The 23,197-nt window shown below is 56.6% G+C and carries 19 protein-coding genes; 6 read left to right on the forward strand and 13 right to left on the reverse strand.

Features of this window, described 5'->3' with window-relative positions; all coding sequences use genetic code 11:
• Positions 1 to 371: 371 nt before the first annotated feature.
• Positions 372 to 1,367, reverse strand: a complete 996-nt coding sequence (locus KT71_RS01040) for a LysR family transcriptional regulator (protein WP_169729134.1) — start codon at positions 1,365 to 1,367, stop codon at positions 372 to 374.
• A gap of 46 nt (positions 1,368 to 1,413) precedes the next feature.
• Here KT71_RS01040 and KT71_RS01045 point away from each other — a divergent pair, with 46 nt between their 5' ends.
• Positions 1,414 to 3,759, forward strand: coding sequence for an arylsulfatase (locus KT71_RS01045; protein WP_008293368.1), 2,346 nt, complete (start codon positions 1,414 to 1,416; stop codon positions 3,757 to 3,759).
• 168 nt (positions 3,760 to 3,927) lie between these two features.
• Here KT71_RS01045 and KT71_RS01050 read toward each other — a convergent pair whose 3' ends face one another.
• The 3 genes from KT71_RS01050 to KT71_RS01060 form a co-directional block, all read right to left on the reverse strand.
• Positions 3,928 to 4,719 (reverse strand): hypothetical protein, encoded by a 792-nt coding sequence (locus KT71_RS01050; protein WP_008293366.1) that lies wholly within the window; start codon positions 4,717 to 4,719, stop codon positions 3,928 to 3,930.
• A complete protein-coding gene (locus tag KT71_RS01055) occupies positions 4,719 to 6,155 on the reverse strand; it encodes a DUF2867 domain-containing protein (RefSeq protein ID WP_008293365.1) in 1,437 nt (478 codons plus the stop codon). The genes KT71_RS01050 and KT71_RS01055 overlap by 1 nt, the downstream gene beginning before the upstream one ends.
• 231 nt (positions 6,156 to 6,386) lie before the next feature.
• Complete coding sequence (locus KT71_RS01060) at positions 6,387 to 6,788, reverse strand: hypothetical protein (protein WP_008293364.1); 402 nt, start codon at positions 6,786 to 6,788, stop codon at positions 6,387 to 6,389.
• Positions 6,789 to 7,286: 498 nt separating this feature from the next.
• Between KT71_RS01060 and KT71_RS01065 the strand changes: the two genes are divergently transcribed.
• A complete protein-coding gene (locus KT71_RS01065; protein ID WP_008293363.1) occupies positions 7,287 to 7,709 on the forward strand; it encodes a retropepsin-like aspartic protease in 423 nt (140 codons plus the stop codon).
• A 36-nt stretch (positions 7,710 to 7,745) separates the two neighbouring features.
• Here the strand turns inward: KT71_RS01065 and KT71_RS01070 are convergent, their stop codons facing one another.
• Genes KT71_RS01070 through glyQ form a run of 4 tightly spaced genes read right to left on the reverse strand, consistent with a single transcriptional unit; the run spans position 7,746 to position 13,206 of the window.
• The gene (locus tag KT71_RS01070) at positions 7,746 to 8,681 is read right to left on the reverse strand and encodes a hydrogen peroxide-inducible genes activator (RefSeq protein ID WP_008293362.1); all 936 of its coding nucleotides are present in this window, start codon (positions 8,679 to 8,681) and stop codon (positions 7,746 to 7,748) included.
• Between the two features lie 19 nt (positions 8,682 to 8,700).
• Positions 8,701 to 10,134 (reverse strand): DNA recombination protein RmuC, encoded by a 1,434-nt coding sequence (locus tag KT71_RS01075; RefSeq protein WP_008293361.1) that lies wholly within the window; start codon positions 10,132 to 10,134, stop codon positions 8,701 to 8,703.
• A 34-nt stretch (positions 10,135 to 10,168) separates the two neighbouring features.
• Entirely contained in the window at positions 10,169 to 12,250 is a 2,082-nt protein-coding gene (glyS, locus tag KT71_RS01080; protein WP_008293360.1) for a glycine--tRNA ligase subunit beta, read from the reverse strand.
• Positions 12,247 to 13,206, reverse strand: a complete 960-nt coding sequence (gene glyQ / locus KT71_RS01085; RefSeq protein WP_008293359.1) for a glycine--tRNA ligase subunit alpha — start codon at positions 13,204 to 13,206, stop codon at positions 12,247 to 12,249. Before glyQ ends, glyS begins: the two co-directional genes overlap by 4 nt.
• 168 nt (positions 13,207 to 13,374) lie before the next feature.
• On the opposite strand from glyQ, the gene KT71_RS01090 reads away from it, so the two are divergent.
• Together KT71_RS01090 and djlA are read left to right on the forward strand one after the other, a co-directional pair.
• Positions 13,375 to 14,277 carry a lysophospholipid acyltransferase family protein gene (locus KT71_RS01090; RefSeq protein ID WP_023659771.1) on the forward strand — a complete coding sequence of 301 codons (903 nt, stop codon included), beginning with the start codon at positions 13,375 to 13,377 and terminating at the stop codon, positions 14,275 to 14,277.
• Between the two features lie 37 nt (positions 14,278 to 14,314).
• Positions 14,315 to 15,106, forward strand: a complete 792-nt coding sequence (djlA, locus tag KT71_RS01095; protein WP_008293357.1) for a co-chaperone DjlA — start codon at positions 14,315 to 14,317, stop codon at positions 15,104 to 15,106.
• A 23-nt stretch (positions 15,107 to 15,129) separates the two neighbouring features.
• Here the strand turns inward: djlA and KT71_RS01100 are convergent, their stop codons facing one another.
• The 5 genes from KT71_RS01100 to def all read right to left on the reverse strand — a co-directional run bounded on the left by KT71_RS01100 (position 15,130) and on the right by def (position 20,844).
• Positions 15,130 to 16,578 carry a TrkH family potassium uptake protein gene (locus tag KT71_RS01100; protein WP_008293356.1) on the reverse strand — a complete coding sequence of 483 codons (1,449 nt, stop codon included), beginning with the start codon at positions 16,576 to 16,578 and terminating at the stop codon, positions 15,130 to 15,132.
• 8 nt (positions 16,579 to 16,586) lie between these two features.
• Positions 16,587 to 17,963 carry a Trk system potassium transporter TrkA gene (trkA, locus tag KT71_RS01105; protein WP_008293355.1) on the reverse strand — a complete coding sequence of 459 codons (1,377 nt, stop codon included), beginning with the start codon at positions 17,961 to 17,963 and terminating at the stop codon, positions 16,587 to 16,589.
• Between the two features lie 106 nt (positions 17,964 to 18,069).
• The gene (rsmB, locus tag KT71_RS01110; RefSeq protein WP_008293354.1) at positions 18,070 to 19,374 is read right to left on the reverse strand and encodes a 16S rRNA (cytosine(967)-C(5))-methyltransferase RsmB; all 1,305 of its coding nucleotides are present in this window, start codon (positions 19,372 to 19,374) and stop codon (positions 18,070 to 18,072) included.
• Entirely contained in the window at positions 19,371 to 20,330 is a 960-nt protein-coding gene (gene fmt, locus KT71_RS01115) for a methionyl-tRNA formyltransferase (protein WP_008293353.1), read from the reverse strand. Before fmt ends, rsmB begins: the two co-directional genes overlap by 4 nt.
• Positions 20,331 to 20,337: 7 nt before the next feature.
• Positions 20,338 to 20,844, reverse strand: a complete 507-nt coding sequence (def, locus tag KT71_RS01120; RefSeq protein ID WP_008293352.1) for a peptide deformylase — start codon at positions 20,842 to 20,844, stop codon at positions 20,338 to 20,340.
• Between the two features lie 89 nt (positions 20,845 to 20,933).
• Between def and KT71_RS01125 the strand changes: the two genes are divergently transcribed.
• Positions 20,934 to 22,019, forward strand: a complete 1,086-nt coding sequence (locus tag KT71_RS01125; RefSeq protein ID WP_008293351.1) for a LysM peptidoglycan-binding domain-containing protein — start codon at positions 20,934 to 20,936, stop codon at positions 22,017 to 22,019.
• A gap of 15 nt (positions 22,020 to 22,034) precedes the next feature.
• Positions 22,035 to 23,162, forward strand: a complete 1,128-nt coding sequence (dprA, locus tag KT71_RS01130; protein ID WP_008293350.1) for a DNA-processing protein DprA — start codon at positions 22,035 to 22,037, stop codon at positions 23,160 to 23,162.
• The last annotated feature ends 35 nt before the right edge of the window (positions 23,163 to 23,197 follow it).

Here is a 23,197-nt window from a genome sequence, read left to right on the forward strand (position 1 = left end):
GTTTGGATCCAGGTTTTAAATTCCTTGATGTGTGCGGTCAGTTCGCTCTTGGCGATAACATTTTGAGAAACTGGATCAAGCAAGTACAAGTTTGAGTGGTCGTAACTTATTGAATTGGATAAGGTTGCGCATATTATGAGATAACTTTAGTGCTAGTGACGCATCTACGTGATTATTTGTTAAAGCATAGCGTTCTAGTAATTTGCGGAATGTAAGGAAAATCAGTTAGGTACGAGTTTCCTCTCGGCGCTTTATGGGGTAACACAGAGAGTTGTGGGTTTTCACATTATTTGAAAAATTAATCGTCCTAAGTGAACCAAAAAAATTGGCTTATTACCGTTGCAATGAATGGCTTAGATTTTTAGTCTCTGTCACGACTTCAAGTATTTTTCTATCAGCGATTTGTTCTTCTCTCTGGCTGTTTGCTCAAACTTCAAAACAGTTTCCATAAAGACCTCTGCAGCCGGACTAATGGTCCGGTTCTTTAGAAATATGAATCCGTGCACTGGCGCTATCCAAGGGTTCTGAAAGTTGAGCAGAATAAGTTCGCCCGATTCAAGTTCGGATTCAATCTGTGAGGGTATAGCGGCGCCAATTGCGTTGCTTTGCGAGACGAGCATTCGCGCGGTGGAGAAATCGTCTATTTCTACGGATGGCACTAGATGGCCACTTTCAACATCAATGTCCGATTGGCCCGGTATCGCCTCGGCCAGGCCCGCGGGTACACGAATTGAAACCAGCGGAAATTGATCTAATTCCGCCCTGCTTGGCTTCCTGTTCGTGGCGAGGGGATGCTCTTTTCTACAAAAAACCACCATTTGATGCTCGCTTACCTTTTCTATCGATAAGCCATCTTCAAGGGTGGCAGCTTCAATTGCGGCGAATCCCAGGTCTACGGTCCGATTGAGAACATATTCGTTCACCGTTTGCCAGTTTCCGGTGTGCGCTCGATATCGGAGGTTCGGAAAGTCTCTGATCATCTTTCCGAGCGCTGCGTTACCGGATACTTGCGCGGGATACATGCCCAACGCCACACAAAACTCCCCAACGTTCAGGCCGCGCATCAGGTCAATTTCGCGCCGGAGTTCCTCTGTGTTGTTAACGATGTCCGCTGCACGGCGAATGAACGCTTCGCCATAGCGAGTTGGCGTTACCGTCTGGTGTTCGCGATCAAACAGTGTGACACCGAGGTCTGCCTCAAGATTTCCGATACTTCGGGAAAAGGCTGATTGCGAGATATTCGCCTGGTTGGCTGCCCGGGTGAAGTTCCCGTTCTTGAAGAGACTGAGGGCGTGTTGTAACTGACGATACGTAATCACTATGAGTTTTTCGCAGCAAATTGATTCAATTAATGCATTAGAGGTCAATACCATGGCGTGGTCAAATGGCGAGGTCGTGACCTAAAGGATCGTTATGAACCTCAAACTACTAGTTGCGCCTCTGGCGGTAACCCTCGGCCTTCTCTCTCATGGGCAAGACGCCTCGGCCCAGAATCTCGATCGCACGGTATTGCCGATTCATCCGCCGGAGGTCGCCCTCTACACAGAGCTTGATGCTCGCAACGCTGAACCGCCCGAGCGATTTCAGGTCACGGCTCCCCAGGGGGCGCCAAACGTATTATTGATAATGATCGATGATATGGGCTTCGGCGTCTCAAGTACCTTTGGCGGACCTGCCCGTATGCCGACTCTCGATGAGCTTGCGGATTCAGGCCTCCGCTACAATCGATTCCACACCACAGCCATGTGCGCCCCTACTCGTGCAGCACTGCTCAGCGGTCGAAATCACCATATGAACAATATGGGCTCGATCACCGAAACGGCGACGGCGTTTCCCGGGAATACCGGCGTGATTCCCCTTAACATTTCTCCGATCTCTAACGTGCTGCGACTTAATGGTTACAGCACTGCACAGTTCGGTAAAAATCATGAGACAGCTGCATGGGAAGTCAGTCCATCCGGGGCGACTGATCGCTGGCCCACGCGCAAAGGGTTTGACAAGTTTTATGGGTTTTTTGGCGGTGAGACAAACCAATGGGCGCCATTAATCTACGATGGAATGACCCCCGTTGAGCTGCCCGACGACCCTGACTACAACTTTATGACGGACATGACGGACGAGGCGATCGAATGGGTAAGTTTCCAACAGGCCCTGACCCCCGAAAAGCCTTTTTTCTTGTACTTCGCTCCCGGTGCCACTCACGCACCTCACCATGTACCGGCGGACTGGATTGCCAGATATAAAGGACAGTTTGATCAGGGATGGGACAAACTTCGGGAAGAGACGCTGGCACGGCAGATTGCCCTTGGCGTGGTGCCGGAAGGTACACAGCTGGCCCCGAAACCGCCAGGAATCAAGGATTGGGACGATCACACAGTCGATGAGAAGCGTCTACTCGCTCGACAGATGGAAGTCTTTGCCGCGTTCGCAGAGTACGCCGATACGGAAATCGGCCGCTTAGTCGACTCTCTTAGAGAGATGGGCGAACTCGACAACACACTGGTGTTTTACATCGCCGGTGATAATGGCACCAGCGCTGAAGGCGGCGCGCTCGGTGTTTCCAACGAGTACACATCAATTAACGGTGTGCCCGAGACGACCGAAGCAATGCTTGAGCACTATGATGATTGGGGAGGCCCAATGACCTACCCGCACATGGCCATCGGCTGGGCTATTGCCAGTGATACGCCCTTTACCTGGGCCAAGCAGGTGGCTTCTGACTTTGGTGGCACCCGAAACGGAATGGTGATTCATTGGCCAGAAAATTTTGAAGGTAGCGGCGAGGTACGTAGCCAGTTCGCGCATGTTACTGACATCGTGCCTACAATCCTTGAGGCGACCAGGATACCTGAGCCGACCATGGTCAACGGTATCCCTCAGGTTCCGATTCAGGGCAAAAGCCTGATCAGTACCTTTGACGATGCTACTGCGGAAACGGGTCATAGGACGCAGTACTTTGAACTTTTCGGTAACCGTGCGATTTATCATGAAGGCTGGTTGGCACGCACGATCCACAAGGAGCCGTGGGCTCGCGAACCGATCGCGACCCTCGAGAACGACATCTGGGAACTATTCGATACAGACTCTGACTTCAGCTTGACCAACGACCTGGCTTCCGAGGAACCCCAAAGACTCGCAGAATTGCAGGCCTTGTTCATGGAGGTAGCGTCCGTAAACCACGCCCTGCCGATTGATGATCGCAGTTTCGAGAGAATGAATGCTGATATCGCTGGTCGACCCGACCTTATGGCGGGACGAACGTCGCTTACCCTAAGTGACGGGATGCGCGACATGGGTGAAAACGCTTTCATCAATGTAAAGAACAAGTCGCACACGATTACCGCGGAAGTTGACGTGCCTACCGATGGTGGCAATGGTGTGATTCTGGCGCAAGGTGGTCGCTTTGGTGGCTGGAGTCTTTACATTAAGGATGGCAAACCCAGTTATACCTACAACTACCTTAACCAGCAGCGCACAACGATTGCCGCGTCGGACGAATTACCCGCTGGTAAATCGATGATTCGACTGGATTTTGACTATGACGGCGGTGGCGCTGGGATGGGAGCGACAGGGACTTTATTTGTCAATGAAAAAGCAGTTGATAGCGCGCGCATAGACCGGACAGAAGCACTTGTTTTCTCTATGGATGAGACGGCGGATGTTGGTGTCGATGGCGCGACTCCGGTAGTAGAGAATTATGGTTCGGTGGATGGGCGATTCTCGGGCAAAGTGATCAAAGTCACCATCGATGTGGAGTAAACGACCTTGCATTGAAGGGGTTACCACCAGGTGTCTAAAAAATATAAGCTTTTCGAATCATCGCGATGAGACAAGTATCACCTCGGCGGTACTTTCGACGTGAGTTACCTGACTACAGGTGAGTCCGATGTTACCAGGTGCTGCCTGGTTGTCAGGGGGTGAGTGGAGTCAGTCACGGGGATGAAGGAGCGCTCTTTCGCAGATGGCCTTTACGTCATGGGACTGTCCTAAATCTTCGAGTACCAGATATAGCGTGATCAGATATAGACCGACCATGACAAAGTCACTGCGTAGCTGGTAGTCATGCTCAATGAAAAAATCGAAAAGAGCATTGAAAGATTCTTTGAAAACTTCGATAGAAAAACGTTGGGAACGCTGCTGACTGCCAAAATGCGCCTGTAGTAAGCCCCGCAGTTCCTCCGTTTCCTCAGGGCCAAGATCTTTCCTCAGAAAGCCCATGTCATACAGGGCCCGATCTAGAAGCTCCGGGTCCGGTGAGTAGAAACCGCGATAAAGATCAATCATGCCGAGGCGGAATTTACTGTCCAGTTGCGCATGGAGGCCGTTGGGCAGGAAGTGAAGTTGTGCACGGTTCTTCACAAATCGTGAATAGCGCAGATCGAGGAACATGCCTTGAGGGTTGAGGAACTGCCTGAAGTAGAAATACAGTATGGTGTCCCCTGTGGCTTTTCGCTGTGCCTTGGTGAGTTCCGATAGTGCTACTCCGGATGCTTTTTTTATCTGTAATCCGGGGATTGGCGGTATGCTGCGGACCAACAACGAGACTCCTGCCCCGGAGGTCACCTGCCAAGCCATGCGGCGCATTTGCTTGAGTAGCGGGCGCCATTCGATGGCATCCCAGCCGTGCCCGGGTACAAACCCCAATAGCTGGCGTAAATCCCGGGGTAAAACGCCCAGCAGTTTTTCCGGAAGTTTCTGGTCCTGAGCATTTTTGTTCATTAACTATCGGTCTCCGCGAGCCTGGCCAATTTTTTTGTCCATCCACGAAACAGGAAAAGGTGCGCGGGAAACATCGCCCACCAGTAGAGCAAGCCCCAAACCCCTCTGGGATGCCAGTGCGCCGTGATCCGCAGCTCCGTAAGTCCGTGGTCCAGCGGTTTGATCTGGAACTCCAGTGCGCCAGATCCCGGTGCCTTAAGTCCGAATTCCAGGGTGAGACTTCGTTCCTCCTGGAGAGCGAGGACGGTCCAATAGTCAATGCGATCACCAAGACGTAGCTCGGCAAAGCTTCGTCGGCCACGACTCAGCCCCGGTCCCCCGGCAATCCAGTCCATGATTTCGCGAATGAGCCATAGGCCATTCATGTAGTGATAGCGCTGCGGTCCACCAAGGCCGGTGATTAATCCCCAGAGAGCGGCGGGCTTCGCGCGGGTGATCGTGCTACTACCTGCGTGCTTGGAATAATAGGCGTTGTCATGACGATGACCGCGAAGCTGAAAGTTGCCGTCAGTCCAGCGGGCCAGGGTTTGGTGCTGTCTTTCCTGGCGAAGCGCCATGGCAACGGCGTCGTCCATAGTCAGCAGATGCTGCGGTGCTGCTTTTCGCAAAGGACCATCATCAGCGGAAAATGAGTGCTTAAGCCCGGTGATCAGTGCGCGAGCGATGGGAGCTGGCACGGCCGTGACCAACCCAAGCCAGTAGGAAGACAGCGTCGGTGTCAGTACAGGCACCGGAATGATCAGCGGTGGACTTTTCCCGGCTTGACGCGCAATAGCGCGCATCATACTTGTGTAATCTACTTCCTCAGGTCCCGCCGCATCATAAACCTGCCCCGCAGCTTCGTCGCTATGCGCGATTTTCCAGAGATACTCAAGGAGGTTTGAAAGGGCAATGGGCGGTGAAGTGGCCCGCACCCAACGGGGTGTAATCATCACCGGAAGATTCAGTGCCAGATCCCGCATGACTTCAAATGCGGCTGACCCTGGACCAATGATGATTCCCGCCCGAATTTCCGTAACAGGCACGGGGCCTTCACGAAGCACCTCGCCGGTATCCCTTCTGGAGCTAATGTGTTCACCTAAAGAAGATGAATCAGGTATCAATCCGCCGAGATAGATAATCCGTTGAACGCCTGCATCTGCCGCAGCGCGCGCAAAGTTTTCCGCGGCGACCAGATCGAGCGCACCAAAATCTTTTCCTGCGGCCATGGAGTGCACCAGGTAAAACACAATGTCTGATTCGGCGAGTGCTGGTATCAGGGACCCGGGTTCCAGAGCATCAGCTTCTACAAGTTCGACGCCGGCCCAGTGCCGAGCTTCCAGAACTTCGCGATCGCGGGCGACGGCACGAACCGTCGCGCCACGATCAATTAAAAAGGGAACGAGGTTGCCGCCGATATAGCCCGACGCGCCGAATACAAGATAGCGTGTTGCCACGATGTTATGTCGCCATACTCGAAGAGCCTGCCTGAAAACAGAGCGGCTAAGCCTACTATAGACAGCGCTACCACTTCTTGATCAGCCCGTTGTACCGTGGGAATTCATTGGTAAGGGTGTCCCAATTCCTCGTCGCGACCAGCGAAATGACCGCAGAGAAAGTTGAATTGAAAATCGAGGCAAAAAAAAGCGCCGTTCCCAAGGGTTCGGCGCATCAGGGAGGGTTGCTCGTTAGCGGTGTCGTTTGAAGGGCGGACGACCGCGGAAAGTTGTGGACTTGGGTGCTTCTTCGACGATTTCCATGGAGGCGGCATCAACTACCGGTAGCTCAACCTGGCGTCGGTTGAAGGGCGGACGGCCTGTAAACTCCCGCTCCCAGACTGTTTCCGTCGCCACATCACTAACATTAACATCGCTGATTTCCATGGAAGCGATATCGACAGACTCCACAGCGACGCGCTCGCGCTTAAAGGGCGGCTTGCCGCGCATATCGACTTCCCAGCGGTATTCCGTTGCTGAATTTGTGGTATCTGACACGGCAACGCCGGAAAAGGACATGGCGGCTGTCGCGATTGCGGCTGCGATTGCCGTACTGAAGTACTTTGCAGGCTGTGCTTTGTTACTCGCATTCATAGCGTAATACCTCTCCTGTTTTTCTCACATCTCATGGGTCTTCCCTCTCATGAACCGTCCATGTAATGAACATTCCGCCTTATGGATCTGATCTTCATCAGACCCTGTTGCCAGGCAAGTGAGCGAAGACCGCTGAACAGGTGGCAATACTAGACGAAAACCGCCGTGTAGCTGAACAAAGTGCTGAGAATTACCGATAGATTTTATCTATCGCATGAGGGTTTAAGAATTTGAAAATACACAATAACTCGTTTTACATGCCGACTTAGACCAACTGCGCACCCTGTTAATGCACTTTATGCGCCCTCACAGAGCGTTTTTGGAGGGGGTTAGCAATGCAAAACGAGCGGCACCTCTGTAAGCACTCGCTTTTCTGGCGAGTGGCGCGACTATTGCAAACAGCCTTGCATGACCGCGCGCCATTTACCCATTGTGATTCTGTTATGTCAGCTTTTAGCGGGCCCGGCGTGGGCACAACAAACCGTGGAGCTTCCGTTAATGACCGGGTCAGGTGGTGCGCTGGAGGTGGCCATGAGCGTTGGCGGTCAGCCCGTCACCTTTCTGCTGGACACGGGCGCTGCTATGGCGACGATCAATAGCGCGGTGTTTAAGTCCATTAGGGATCGGGGGAATGTGCGAAAAACCCGTGAAGTCGCCGCCAAGATGGCCGATGGCCGAACGCGAAGATTGAATGTTTACGAAATCGAAGCACTGCATCTGGTGGGCGGCTGCGACATCGGTCCCACCGAGGTAATCGTGGTTCCGGGATCGGGCCGTAACCTTCTGGGGCTTAATGTGCTCTCACATTTTGCACCCCTGACCTTATCCATGAACCCACCGGCCCTTGGTCTGAGCAATTGCGCACTGCCAACTCCCAACCATGGATCGATGGAGGGAGCGATCGCTGCCGTTGCTCCATGACGGTCCTTGCGAAGACACGCCCAGGGGCGTTTCTGCTTAGAGGCTATTGATGACATCCACCGCATGCCCCAGACGGGCGGCGATGATTTTCCGTAAGTCCTCTGCGAGAACCTTGTAAAAGTTGCGCGCGGGGCTACTCGGGCGCCAGGCCAGGACATGGAGTCTGGCGATGCTCTCATCCGCTAACTCACCCACCCTGATTCCGCTGTCTGCCTTGATCTCTGATTCGACGTAAAGCGCGGGCAGGAAGGTCAGGCCCATGCCCATGACCACCATGAGCCTTAGGGCGTCGAGGCTGCTTCCCTCATAGTCCCGGCGCACCTGCGCCCCCAGTCGTTGACATACGGTCTCCACCTGACGGGAAAATTGGTGACCGTTTTCTGTAGTAAGCACTTGCTCACCTTCAAGATACTGACCTCGCCAGGTTTTAACTTTTGATAAAGGGTGATCGGCAGGAGCCGCGAGCAGTATCTTTTCGCGTAGGAGGGGCTCTTGCACGAGGTCTCGGGAGTTAATGGGCAGCGCGGTGATGATCAGATCGTAGTCACCCCGCGCGATCCCTTCCTCGAGTCCCAGGGGAGAATCCTCCCGCACGTAGAACCGCAGCTTTGGGTGTGCGTCCTTGAGCGCCGGGAGAATCTGCGGCAACAGGTAGGGCCCCAGAGTGCCTTTTACCCCGAGGCGGTAGGTGGCTTTTTCGTTGATGGCGGTATCACCCATCACTTGCCCCAGCTCCTCCATGGCCTCTAACACGCGCCGTGCCTGGGGCTCAAACAGCCGTCCTGCGGGAGTGAGATAAGCGCCGCTTCGCGAGCGCTCCAGTAGTTTTTCGCCGAGGGCTTCTTCGGCGCGGGCGATCTGTGCGGTCAGTGTGGGCTGGCTGATACCCAACTCATCTGCGGCACCCCGAAAGCTGCCGCTTTTAGCGACCGCCAGGATGTATTCCAGTTGTTTCAGCGACGGTTGATTCATCTATCAGGCATCGCGGCCCTTAATCCAGGGGTTCTTTATCTGCGTCGGCAGCGGTCAGCTGCGGTGGAGTATCTTCCGTGAGTATCTTGAGGCGATCATGTTCAATATTGGGATGCTGTGTCGCGGGTTTCGGCAGCTCGCCCTTTGCATTGGCAGCGGTGCTCTTGAACCGTTCTACTTTTCCGTAGAGGCCCTGTTTCCCTACCAAGGCGGTGACAGTCTTATTGTATTTGTCCGTGGCCGTGCTCAGGGTCTTGCCCATGTCCTCCAGGCGATTTCCCACGAGGCACACCTTGTTGTAAATGTCCCCTGCCATCCCGCTGATTTCCCGCGCCTCTTCGTTGCTGCGAAACGCTATCCACAGGCTGGCGACGGTACGCAGCATAGGCAGCAAGGTGGTGTGCGACACCATAATCACGTTTTTCTGGTAGCCGTCATTGAAAAGCTCTCGATTGAACTTGAGCGCCTCAATGTAAGCGGCCTCAATGGGCATAAACATGAATACGAGCTCGGGACTGTTCATACCACTCAGAGCGGAATAGTCTTTTGAGGAAAGGTCATCAATGTGACGTTTGAGGGCAGCGCCGTGGGCTTTTAAAGCCTCGTTGCGTTCTTCATCACTTTCGGCGGCAACGGCCCGGTCATAGTCCACCAGGGAGACCTTGCTGTCGATAATAAGATGCTTGCCGTCAGGGAGTTTGATCACAAAGTCCGGGATACGGAGTCTTCCCTCGCTATCGCGAAAACTACTCTGGGCTTCGTAGTGGCTTCCCGGTTCCAGCCCCGCCAGTTGCAGGGTGCGTTCCAGCTGCACTTCGCCCCAGTTACCCGTGGTCTTTTTATCGCCTTTGAGAGCCTTGGCAAGATTTTCCGCCTGGTCACTCATTTTCAGACCTACACCCATCATGGTGCGCAGCTCCCCGGCAAGGCTTTCATTGCCGCGAATTGACTGGGCATGGACTTCATTGATGCGGGATTGAAAGCGATGAATCTGCTCGCCAAAGGGTTTCAGAAGGGATTCCATGGACTGTTGATTGTCCTGGCTGAATTTTTTGCCTCGCTCTTCGAAGATGCGGTTGGCGAGATTCTCAAACTCAATGGCAAGCTGCTGCTTACTGCGCTCGAGAAGCGCCAGTTGCTCTTTGTGCTTTTCCTGATCGGCGGTTTGACGGGCGCTCAGACCCGCGTTGGTGGTGGCCAGGGAGTTGCGTTCGAGCTGTAACTCAGTGACCCGCTCGTTCATGCTCTGGAATTGCTCCGCGAGAACTTCCCTTTCGCTTAAAAGGCTGGCATGGGCGATCTCCAGTTCCTGCAGCCGCTCCCGCTGCGCATCAAGATCACCGCGGGTTTTCGAAAGCTCTGCACCTCGCCAGAGCCAGGCGATGATGGCGCCAAAGATCAAACCGGCTATGGCGTAAACGAGGGAGGGGTCGTTAAGCGCGGTTTCTATCACTGACCAAACATTATTGTAATGACGCGTTTAAAGCTCATTCGCTTTTGCTACCGGCTAATTGGGAGATATCGGCTATCGCCATGAACTGCCCACGAAGGCTTGCCAGCAGGGCAAGGCGGTTTGCCTTGAGCGCCGGGTCTTCGGCATTCACCATAACCTCGTCAAAGAAGGCATCCACGGGCGCCCGAAGGGTTGCTAGACGCCCCAACGCGGTGGAGTAATCAGCCTTCGCCAAGGCATTAACGTTATCTCTTTCTGCTGCGGTGATTGCCTCATAAAGGGCTATTTCATTGGCCTCTGAAAGTAAGTCAGCACTTACTCTTGCATCGTCGTCGCGATCTTCAGCCTTCGCGAGAATATTGCTCACGCGCTTATTAGCTGCCGCCAGTGCCTCGGCTTCGGGGCGTTCTCCAAAGGCGTGAACGGCCCGTACGCGGCGATCAAAGTCCGCGGGTTTTGAGCTGCCGCTACCACGCACCGCGCGAAACACTTCGATGGCAATGGCGTCGTTCTCGTAAAGCGCCGGCAGCCGGTCGAGCATGTAATCAAAAACAGCGTCACCTGCGTTTTCGGCGATGACCTCCGCAGGAAAGCCCTCACCCGCTAGCTCCAGGCATTCACGCAAATCAAGGGCAAGCCCCTTTTCAATGATGATTCTGAGCACAGCGATGGATGCCCGACGCAGGGCGAAGGGGTCCTTCGATCCCGTCGGGGGTTGGCCGATACCAAAAATACCCATGAGCGTATCCAGACGATCCGCAAGGGCAACGGCAACCGCGACATCACCCACGGGCAGATCGCTGCCCGCCTGCGTAGGCCAGTAATGCTGTGCAATAGCGTCGGCGACCGCATCATTCTCGCCGTCATTGCGAGCGTAATAGGCACCGGCAATGCCCTGCAGATCGCCAAATTCCAGCACCATGTCTGATACGAGATCTGCTTTACACAGCTCCGCTGCCCGCTCGGTATCTGTCTGATTCGCACCGATGAGTGCGGCTAGCTTGCCCGCCAGGCGCTGGATGCGCTGGGTTTTCTCAAGGAGGGAGCCAAGTTTTTTCTGGAAGACCACGGCGCCGAGACGGGGAACGCGGGAAGCCAGAGTGCTTTGTCGGTCCTGTTCAAAAAAGAAGGCCGCATCCGCCAGGCGCGGTCGAATGACGCGCTCATTACCCGCGATCACCTGGCCGGGATCCTGGCTCTCGATGTTGCTGACGGTAACGAAGTTCGGCATCAGTTTGTTGTCTGCATCCACCACGGGAAAATACTTCTGGTGACTCTGCATGGAAGAGATCAACGCTTCTGCGGGAACCTCCAGAAACGCTGTATCAAAACTGCCGGCCAGAGCCACGGGCCACTCTACGAGACTGGCGACTTCGCCCAGGAGGTCCTCATCGATGAGCGCCTGTCCCCCCAATGCCGTAGCGGCTTTCTCCACCTGCTCTCGAATAAGGTCGCATCGCTCCTGAAAATCCGCAATGACCCGGGCCTTGCGCAGGGTCTCCCGGTAATTCGCCGCGGATGCAAACGTCACGCTCTGGGGTGCATGAAAACGGTGACCCTTAGATGTATTCCCGCTGGTGATACCCAGGACTTCGCCGAATCCGCTTTTGTCTCCGTACATCAACACGATCCAGTGGACGGGCCGCACAAATTCCCTGCGTGACGCTCCCCAGCGCATGCGTTTGGGCATGGGCAAGTCGGCGATGGCGCTATTGGCAATCGTGTCGAGGCACTCGCTGGTTTTAGCCCCGGTGACCACCTGCTTCAGTCCCAGACGCTGACCTTTGGGGGTGTCAATGATCTCAAGTTCATCCGCCGTGCATCCCTGCTTGGCGGCAAAGCCCTGGGCGGCGCGGGACCAGTTGCCCTCCTCATCTTTTGCCTGGGCCAGGGGCGGGCCCAGAGCTTCCCGGGTCTCGTCGTCGGCCTGTTCTACAAGATCCTCCACCAGGACCCCAAGACGCCGCGGCGCGGCAAACCAGTGGCTGGCACCGTGGGAGAGCCCTTTATCGGCGAGGTGACGCAGGAGTTGCTCGCGAAGCGCAATTCCAAGCTGCTCAAGACTGCTTGAGGGCAACTCCTCACAGCCTACTTCCAGAAGCAATGGCTGACTCATGCTGCGGCCTCCTTGAGCTGGGCCAGGACTTCGTCGCGGATGGCGGGCTCCGCCATGGGAAAGCCCAGCGCCGCGCGGGCATCAAAGTAGGCCTGGGCAACGTTTCGCGCCAAAGTACGTACCCGCAGGATGTAGCGCTGTCGCTCCGTCACGGAGATTGCATGGCGTGCATCCAGGAGGTTGAAGGTGTGGGACGCCTTCATGACCATTTCATAGGCGGGTAAGGGAAGGGCCATTTCCGTTAGGCGCGCCGCCTCTCTTTCGCAGTGATCAAATTGCAAAAACAGGAAGTCAACATCCGCTTCCTCGTAGTTATAGCGGGACATCTCTACTTCATTCTGGTGGAACACGTCGCCATACAGCACCGGGCCCTGGGGACTGCGGGTCCAGAGAAGATCATAGACACTGTCGACGCCCTGGAGGTACATGGCGATGCGTTCAAGACCGTAGGTAATCTCACCCGTGACGGGATAACACTCCATACCACCGGCCTGCTGGAAGTAGGTGAACTGAGAGACTTCCATACCGTTAAGCCATACTTCCCAACCCAGACCCCAGGCCCCCAGTGTCGGCGACTCCCAGTTGTCCTCTACAAAACGGACATCGTGGATGAGGGTGTTGATCCCCAAAGCTTCCAGAGACTGGATATACAACTCCTGAAACTCCGGTGGCGAGGGCTTCATGGCAACTTGGAACTGGTAGTAATGCTGCAGGCGGTTGGGGTTCTCACCATAGCGGCCATCCGTTGGACGCCGACTGGGCTGAACATAGGCGGCGTTCCAGTTCTCTGGCCCAAGAGAACGGAGAAAGGTAGCGGGGTGAAAGGTACCGGCCCCCACTTCCATATCCAGGGGTTGAAGAATCAGGCAGCCCTGTTCTCCCCAAAACTGCTGCAATTTGAGGATAAGTTCCTGAAAACTAATGGGGTCAGCGGCGGGATCGGAATACTGGCTCACGCGAAATCCTGTGCGAGGTGCAAAAGGCCCGTAGTATACCGTCAGTAAGAGCGGCACAATATGCAGTCCTTACATTGAGTACATAGTAATTCCACCCTTTACTGCTCCTTTTGAGTAACAGGGTACGGAAGCAAGCAAAGTGTTCACAAAAACGTCAAAGCAGAATTCGTGAAAAGCCGACTGATTGCATTTTTACTCTGGACCTCGTCCCTGCTCCCCTTGAGCGTTGGTCGTGCCCTTGGCAGAGGCCTTGGACGTGGGGCCTGGCGCGTGGGGGGAACCCCCCGACGGGTAACGGAACGAAACATCGGTCTGGCCTTCCCGGAGCTCTCTGCTGCTGAGCAGGAGAAACTCGCCCGGCAGTCCCTGGAAGCAACGGGTGAGCTTGCCGTGGAAATGGGTTTTGTCTGGAATCGACCCTGGCATCAGGTGCGGGCTCATATCCTCGAAATAGTCGGTGAGGAAGCGGTGCGGGAAGCTCTTGCCGAGGGTCAGGGCGTCATGATGCTGGGACCCCACCTGGGTAACTGGGAAATCGTCGGTCTGCATATTGCCGAGCTCGGCGAGTCCGTGGCCCTCTATGAGCCGCCGCATATGCAGCAGCTCGACAATATGGTGCGTACCGCCCGGCAGCGCTCGGGCTCTATCCTGGTGCCCACGGATGCCCGAGGACTTGCCAGGTTGGTGAAGTCTCTGAAAAAAGGGGGTATTGCGGGCATCCTGCCTGACCAGGTACCCCCGGTAGAAGAGTCGGGAGAAAACAGCCTGTTTATGGGAGTGCCCACTTTTACCATGACCCTCGCAAGCAAGCTCCTGAGCAAAAGCGGTGCCCGGGCATTTTTCGGTTTTGCCGAGCGTATTCCCGGAGGCTTTCGTCTCCATTACCTCCCTGCGGATGAGGGTATTTACAGTGGGGATATGCAGCTCTCCCTCAAAGCTCTCAATGACGGTGTTGAGAAATGCGTGCGAATGGCACCGGCGCAGTATCAGTGGGAGTACAAACGCTTTAGGGTACGACCCCGGGGTCCCGTGGACTATTACGCGCCGGACTGGCGGCCCGAGTCTTCCTGACCTCTAAACTCTCTATCCCCCTTTATCGGAGTTAACAATGTTTTTGGGCAAGTTGCTTGCGGGCGTTCTCGGTGTACTCGTTGCGGGTTTCCCCGGTCTCATTTTTGGCGTGGTTATCGGGCACCTCTTTGATCGGGGGCTGGCCGGCGTTCTGGGTATGGGATCCGGTGACCTGGAGAAGATTCGCCAGCAGTTCTTTCGCACTACGTTTCTCCTCATGGGCTATGTTGCCAAAGCCGATGGGCGCATTTCCGAGGATGAGGTGGCCCATACCGAGGCTATCTTCCGTCAGCTGGGTCTGTCGGATGATCAGCGCCACGAAGCCATTCTGTTGTTCAAGGAGGGCGGCGACGACGCGTTTTCCCTGGAGTCCACGGTTCAGAATTACCTCCTTGCGGGCGGTGTGCATCCCGCCCTTAAGCAAACCCTGATGATGTTTCTCGTGACCCTGGCCCTCGCCGATCATGAACTTCACAGCGGTGAGCGCGCAGCCCTGCTGCAGATTGGTAAGCTCCTGGGGTACAGCGGGGAGGTGGTTGAGGAGTTTTTGCGCATGGCCACTGCGCAGGAACACTTTCATCAACAGGGAGGTGATTCATCGGCGCCCACCCTCTCCGATGCCTACGCCGCTCTGGGGGTGAGTGAGGAGGCTCCTGATAAAGAGGTAAAGCGCGCGTATCGAAAGCTCATGAGTCAGCATCATCCGGACAAACTGTCAGCCCGGGGCGTGCCTGAGGATATGCTGAAGATTGCAACGGAGAAGTCCCAGGAGATCCAGGCGGCCTATGAGTTGATCCGAAAGTCCCGGGGCACGGGGAAGAGTGGGTAGTCGGAAAAGACGCCGGGCTTTTTCTAGTTCCGCCAGAACATGGGCGTGAACAGCACCAGCAGCGTGAAGACCTCAAGACGTCCCAGGAGCATCGCGAAGCACAGCACTGACTTGGCAAAATCACTCACCTCGCCATAGTTGGCCGCCACGGAGCCGAGGCCGGGACCCAGATTGTTCAGCGCCGCGGCTACCGCAGAAAATGCCGTCATAAAATCGAGGCCCGTGGCCATAAGCACCAGCATGATCACGATAAATGCAAAGGTGTACACCGCAAAAAAACTCCATACGGCACTGACCACGGTCGCCTCTACGCGGCGGTTCCCTACCTTCAGGGGGATAATCGCATGGGGGTGCACCAGCTGTTTGAGCTCCCTGATTCCCTGTTTGTAAATCAGCATCAGACGCATGGCCTTGATGCCACCGCCGGTAGACCCCACACAGCCCCCCATGAAGGAAAACATCAGCAGCATCATGGGGAGAAAGCCTGGCCACACCGCGAAATTCTGCGTCGCAAAGCCTGTTGTGGTGGTGATGGAGACCGCCTGAAAAAGGCCGTGAACAACGCTCTCCTCGAGATCCAGGGTTTGAGAGAACACCAGGTAGGCGCAGGTGATGGCTACGCATACCGCCATGGCGCTCAAGAAAAATCGCGCCTCGGAATCCTCCCAGTAACCCAGGACACTGCGCCGGCGAAAGGCAGTGAAGTGAAGACCGATATTGAGTGCCGAAATCAGCATGAACAGTGAGCTGATCAAATAAATGGCATCACTTTCAAAGTAACCCATGCTGGCGTCATGGGTACTGAAGCCACCGATGGCAACGGTGGCAAAGGCGTGACATACCGCGTCAAAACCCGACATGCCGGCGAGCCCGTAAGCTCCTGCGCACAACACCGTCAGAGCAAGATAGACAGTGAACAGGGCCTTGGCGGTCTCGGTGATACGCGGGGTCAGCTTGCTGTCTTTGCTCGGTCCGGGAGTCTCCGCCCGATACAGCTGCATACCACCGATACCGAGCATGGGCAGTACGGCAACGGCTACCACGATGATGCCGATGCCCCCCAGCCATTGAAGCATTTGCCGGTAGAGAAGAATCGACGCGGGCATGTTATCCAGCCCCGTTAATACCGTAGCACCTGTGGTAGTGAGACCGGATACGGATTCGAAAATCGCGTCGGTAACGCTCATGTTCAGAGATGCCGTAAGCCCGAAAGGTAGGGCACCGAAGAGACCGAGAACCGTCCAGAACAAGGCGGTGACCAAAAACCCATCGCGGATTTGAAGATCACGTTTGACCCCGCGCAGGGGCAGCCACAGGGTGGCACCGGACAACAGCGTAATGGAAAAGGCCGATATAAAACCCGTTACCGTATCGTCGTCATTGAGCACCGCGATGAGCAGCGGCGGCAGCATCGTCACACTGAACAGCGCGAGCAGAAGCCCGAGGATGCGTAGACTGACGGAGAAATGCATTAACGAGCCTAGGAGAAGAAGCCAAAACCCACGGCGAAAAGCTTCTCCACCGCATTGATTTTGTTTTTGTCCACGAGAAACAGGATGACGTGGTCATCGGTTTCTACCAAAAGGTCATGGTGAGCAATGAGCACCTGTTCACCGCGGACAATGGCACCAATGGTCACGCTATCGGGCAGAGGGATCTCTTCGATGCGCCGGCCTACGACCTTGGAGGAGTAGGCGTCGCCCCGCGCTACCAGTTCAATGGCTTCGGCTGCACCGCGGCGCAGGGCATGGACGGCGCTGATGTCGCCCTTGCGGACATAGGTGAGGAGGCTGCCAATGGTGATTTCCTGCGGTGAAATCGCGATGTCGATTTCGTCACCCACAAGCTCCGCATAGGCCGGGTTCGTGATCAAGGTGATAACTTTTTTCGCACCCATGCGTTTTGCCAGCATGGACATCATGATGTTGGACTCATCATTATTGGTGAGAGCGCAAAAGACATCAGTACGCTCGATGTTTTCCTCGGCGAGAAGCGCCGGCTCCGCTGCACTGCCGACAATCACGAGGGTGTGCTTAAGCTGTTCTGAGAGCATGCGGCAGCGGTCACGGCTGAACTCGATGACCCTGACAGAAAAGTCCGTTTCCAGAGACTGGGCAAGGCGGGCACCAATGTTTCCGCCGCCGGCAATCATGATGCGCTTGTAGGGTTTGTCGACGCGCCGGAGCTCCGACGTGACCTGGCGTATATGTTGGCTCGCTGCGATAAAGAAGACCTCGTCGTCGGCTTCCACCACCGTATCGCCCTTGGGGATAATCGCACGGTTTTGCCGAAAAATAGCCGCTACGCGGGTGTCGACCTTCGGCATGTGCTCGCGAATGGTGCTGAGTTCCTTGCCGACGATGGGACCGCCGTGTACTGCGCGCACTGCCACCAGCTGTACCCGCCCCTCCGCAAAATCCAGGACCTGGAGGGCGCCGGGATTGACGATGAGCTGCTTGATGGCGGAGGTGATGAGCTGTTCCGGGCCGATAATGACGTCCACCGGGATGTTTTCCGGTGAAAAGAGCTGTTCCTGATGATTGAGGTATGCCTGAGAACGCACCCGGGAGATTTTCTGCGGCGTGCGAAAAAAGGTATGGGCCACCTGACAGGCCATCATATTGATCTCGTCACTGTTGGTGACCGCGATGAGCATTTCTGTGTCTTTTGCGCCGGCTTCTCGGAGGGTATCGGGATGGGAAGCGCTGCCCGTCACGGTGCCAATATCCAGACTATCCTTTAAGGCACGCAGACGATCACTGTCGGTATCGACAATGGTGATGTCGTTTTTTTCATTCGCCAGATGTTCCGCGAGCGTTCCGCCCACCTGTCCGGCACCCAGGATAATGATTTTCACGCCGCAAAGACCCTGCCGCTGCAGTGGCTGCACAGTACTGCAATCAAGGGTCGCAATACAGACCTCATAGTGGAAATCTTGCGCTCTCTACACGGGGCTCCGAACATCAGTCCGACTTGTAAAGCATCGCAAAGTAGAGCCCGTCGCTGCCGTTTGGCCGGGGAAGTAGCTGGCGTCCATGGGCGCAGGGTTGCGACGCGGCCATCGCCAGGGGTTCCTCCCGGGCATCGGCGTGTCGCGAGACAAACGCCGCCACAACCTCGCTGTTCTCCCCGGGCATAATCGAGCAGCTTACATAGAGAAGACGCCCTCCCGGCGCGAGGAGCGGCCAGAGCCCATCGAGGATGGCGTTTTGCTGGCGGGCGAAGCCTGCCGTGTCTTCGGGGCGGCGGAGAATTTTCACGTCGGGATGTCGGCGGATTACACCGCTTGCGGAGCAGGGAACATCCAGCAGCATGGCATCGAAGGGTGCCTGTGCCTTCAGTTCGGCTGAGGGCCGGGCGCCATCGCCGACAAGGAGGGATGCCTCAAGGCCCAGGCGATCGAGGTTTTCCCGGACGCGGTGTAAACGCTCTTCGCTGATATCCATGGCCGTGAGCTGCATACCTGATCGCTGAAGCTCGAGAAGATGGCCGGTTTTGCCGCCGGGCGCGGCGCAGGCGTCCAGAATGCGCTCCCCCGCCCGGGGTGCCAGCAGTTGCGCTGCCATTTGCGCGGCTTCGTCCTGCACGCTGCACAGCCCCGCTTCAAAACCCGGTAAGGAGGTGACATCCACCGCTTGATCAAGGGTCAGCGCCGCAGGACTGAGCTGTCCTGCCTGCGATGCTATGCCGGCCTGGTCCAGCATTTCGCGGTATTCATCACGCCCTCCCCGGGACAGATTCACCCGGAGTGTCATGGGGGGGTGGCTGTTATTGGCGGCGGCGATCTCCTCGCGATAATCCGGCCAATGCTCCCCCAGGGCGGCCCAGAGCCAGTCCGGGTGCGCGGCATTCTGGGCCGCGGTGAGTTTTTCGGTGAGTGTTGCTTCATCGCGCTGAAAACGGCGCAGCACGGCATTGAGTAATCCTGTTAGCTGGCGTTTTTTCAACACCGAGGCGGCATCCACGGTGGCACTGACGGCCGCGTGGGCGGGTACGCGCATTTCCGTGAGCTGATACAGACCGGCAAGGGCGAGAGCATGCACGTCACGATCCTTGGCGCGCAGAGGTTTTTGCAGGAGCTGAGCGAGCAAGGCATCCAGGCGGTGAAACTGGCGCAGGGTGCCGTAGGAGATTTCGCGGCACAGTGCCCGGTCCCGCTCCGGGAGCTTTTCTATCTGGGCGTTAAAGCTGCGATCCAGGGATTCGCCACCTACCACCGCCGCAATGATGCGCGCAGCGCAGGCGCGCACCGCCGCGCCGGGTTTCATGCGGGAGCTTCGGCGCTGAAGTGATTGCCCGCGGCAAAAAGTGCACCGTGACCCCTGAGCAAATCCCGGGCATCCATGGCTTTTGATCCCGCCATTTGCAGGCGTTCGAGAATAACCGCGCCGTCGCCGCAGCGCACGGCAATGCCATGCTCTGAACTTTTCAGAATCGTGCCGGGGGGCACCGTGGACGGACTTGTTGCGGATTGTGCCGCCCAGACTTTTACGCGTTGGCCATCGAGAAAGCTGTAGCAGCCCGGTGCGGGATTAAAAGCACGGATACGCCGTGCAACGACAGCGGCGGGCTGCGTCCAGTCGATAAGTGCCTCGTCTTTGCTGATCTTTGCCGCGTAGCAGGCCTCGTCATCTTCTTGCACGGTGGCTGCAGATAGCAGCGCGGGGAGATCGTCCAATACCTCTAACAGCAAGGAAGGACCGATGGTCGCCAGCTCTTCATAAAGATCCGCACTGCTGGTGTGGGCGGTGATGGGGCAGAGGCCTTTGGCCAGCATGGGTCCCGTGTCCAGCCCCGCATCCATCAGCATTATGGTGACGCCGCTTTCGGCATCGCCCGCTTCAATGGCCCGTTGAATGGGTGCGGCACCACGCCACCGGGGAAGGAGCGAGCCGTGTACGTTCAGACAACCGCAGCGCGGTAAGTCAAGAACGCTCTGGGGGAGGATTAAGCCGTAAGCCACCACGATAAGCGCGTCGAGGTTTAGTTCTTGTATCTCGGCTACGGCTTCCGGGTCACGAAGACTTGCCGGCTGCAGCAGCGGTAAGTCATGAGTTTCGGCCAATACTTTTACCGGGCTTGCCCGGTCTTTTTTGCCCCGCCCGGCGGGACGGTCCGGTTGGGTCAGCACCGCCTGGAGGTCATGAGGCGAGTGAATCAGCGCGTCGAGATGCCGGGCCGCAAAATCAGGAGTGCCCGCAAACGCGAGGCGCAGAGTGGACACCGCGGCCTCAGGCTCGCAGCCGGTGAGCTTTTTCGAGCTTGCTGCGGATGCGGTTGCGCTTTAGCGGCGAGATGTAGTCGACAAAGAGTTTTCCGTCCAGGTGATCAATCTCGTGTTGGAGGCAAATAGCCGCCAGGCCGTCGAGTTCCTGGCTGAAGGATTCGCCATCGCGGCCCAAGGCCTCTACGCGAACCTTCCGGGGACGGTTAACTTCCTCATAAAAGCCGGGTACGGATAGACAGCCTTCGTCATAGCTTCCCAGGGTGTCGTCAAGAACCGTGACTTCCGGGTTGATAAACACCATGGGCTGGTCGCGGTTCTCTGATATGTCGAGGACCAGGAGCCGTTTGTGTACATTGACCTGGGTCGCCGCGAGGCCAATGCCCGAAGCTTCGTACATGGTCTCTATCATGTTATCGATGAGCGCCCGCAGGTCGTCATCTACGGATTCCACGGGTTTTGCCACCGTGCGTAGACGCGGGTCTGGAAATTCTAAAATGTCGAGGACTGCCATGAATCTAACTTCTGCCGTAGACTGCGATAGTATAACGTGGACATTTATGCGCGAACACTGCGCAAGCTCCGTGCCCGGGAGAACGACCGATGACAGAACGGCTGATTGACACCCCCTCAGCGCTATTTAAGCGCGGCCCCGCCCTTCGCTGCTGGTGGCAGAGTGTGTTTTTTGTATTCGCCTTGCTTTTGCCGGGACTGAGCCCCGCACAGGATGCCTCCGTGCGGTCCGACGCCCCCGAGAGTTACCTGGTAAAGAAGGGCGACACTCTGTGGGGCATCGCCGATATGTTTCTGGAAGAGCCCTGGCTGTGGCCCGAAGTCTGGGATGTGAATCCGCAGATTGATAATCCTCACCTGATTTTTCCCGGCGACACGCTCTATCTGAGCTATGTCGATGGTCGCCCTCGCCTCTCCCTGTCCCGCGGTCGCGATGTAAAGCTGACGCCCAACATGCGCGTGACTCCTCTGGATCTGGCAATACCGGTGATTCCTCTGGATGACATTGATGCCTTTCTCATGCGCCACCGGATCATTGGCCCCGAGGAGCTGGAAACCTCTTCCTATGTCGTTGCCGGTGGACAGGAGCATTTGATTACCGCCAATGGCGATACGATTTATGGCCGTGGCTATTTTCCTGAAGACGAGCGCGCCTATGGTATCTATCGCGCCGGCGATGTGTATCGCGACCCCCTGACTTTGGAGGTTCTGGGTTACCAGGCGCAGGATATTGGTAATGCCCAGGCCAAGAGCAGCCTCTCGGATCCCGTTGTAGAGCTGGAAGTGACGCGGGTGACCGAGGAAGTCCGCATTACCGATCGCCTCCTGCCGCTGGACGAACGCATTCTTGATGCCACCTTTCAGCCCCGTGCCCCGGGTGTAGATATTGAAGACGCCTTCATGATTGCCGTCGATGGCGGTGTCACGCAGATCGGCACCTGGGATATTGTGGTGCTGAACAAGGGCGCCCGGGAAGGCCTGGAAGTGGGGCACGTTCTTGCCATCTACCAGACCGGCGAGGTCGTGTTTGACGAAGTGGCGCAAACCAATGTGAGTCTTCCCGATGTTCGGGCGGGGCTTACTATGGTGTTTGAGGTAGCGGAAAAGGCGAGTTACGCGCTGGTCCTCAAATCCAACCGTCCGCTGAAAGTGATGGACAAAGTTAAAAACCCCTGACGTAAGCTCCGGGTCATGGATGACATGACCCGGGAACAATTTCAGATACTCCTAAGCTGGTCGGGTGCCCGGATCCAGGGCCTCGGCGGGCTGCTTCGCGAATACTCCTCGCCGGACCTACTTTTTTCTGCCGACTGGCAGAGTGAGCCGGTAAAAGAACAGCTCTCGACGCTCCCCAACGCCACGCAAAGCATGCTCCTCAGGGCCCGAAAAAACTGGCCCCGGCGGAACCCCCGGGGCTATTCCAGCGGCAGCGACCCCGGGGGTTCTCAGGCTTTCATACCGTTGGGTGCCGAGGAATATCCCGACGCGCTCTATGCTATTCCTGATCCACCGCCGTGGCTTTTTTGTCAGGGTGACCCCGCCTGTCTGGCGCAGCCGGCCGTCGCTATCGTGGGCAGTCGTCGGGCCAGTCATGGTGGTTTGCGGGCCGCTCGGGAGATTGCCGGACGGCTCGCGGCGGCGGGATATACGATTTCCTCCGGTCTTGCCCTGGGTATTGATGCAGCCGCCCACCGGGGCGCATTGGAGACCGGTCGCACTGTCGCGGTACTGGCGTCGGGTCTGGAACAGGCTTCGCCCCTGCGCCATCGCGCTCTGGCCGCAGAAATAGCGGCTTCGGGCTGCGTTGTCAGCGAACTCCCCGGGCCCGTCCCTCCGTCCAAACACCAGTTTCCCCGGCGCAATCGTATTATCAGCGGATTGACGCAGGCGACCATCATCGTTGAGGCGGCGCTGCCCAGTGGATCCCTGCACACCGCCGCGGCGGCCCTGGAACAGGGGCGCGAGGTGTACACATTGCCGTGGTCGATTTTTCATGAGCAGGGTGCGGGATGCCGGCGGCTGATAAGGGATGGTGCGACACCCATCACCGCCATGGATGATCTCTCTGCCCTGTTTCCGGGCGTGGCGCCCGTGGCAGCGCCAGAGGAAATTGCCCCGACGGGGCCTGCTGCTCGCATCCTGCGACTTTTGGGTGACGATGGTCTTTCCCTGCGCGCCCTGCACGATGCCATGGATATGTCTGTTCCGGATCTCCTTGCCCTTCTCAGCGATCTCGAAGTGCAGGGTTGGCTTTCTAGCATCGATGGACGCTATTGTCGGAACGACTGCAAGCCTTGTCAGCGTCAGACCAGTTGCTAGAATCGGCGCCCGTCCAGCGATCCTCTTCTGAATTT

Source organism: Congregibacter litoralis KT71 (assembly GCF_000153125.2).
In the GTDB taxonomy this organism is placed as follows: domain Bacteria; phylum Pseudomonadota; class Gammaproteobacteria; order Pseudomonadales; family Halieaceae; genus Congregibacter; species Congregibacter litoralis.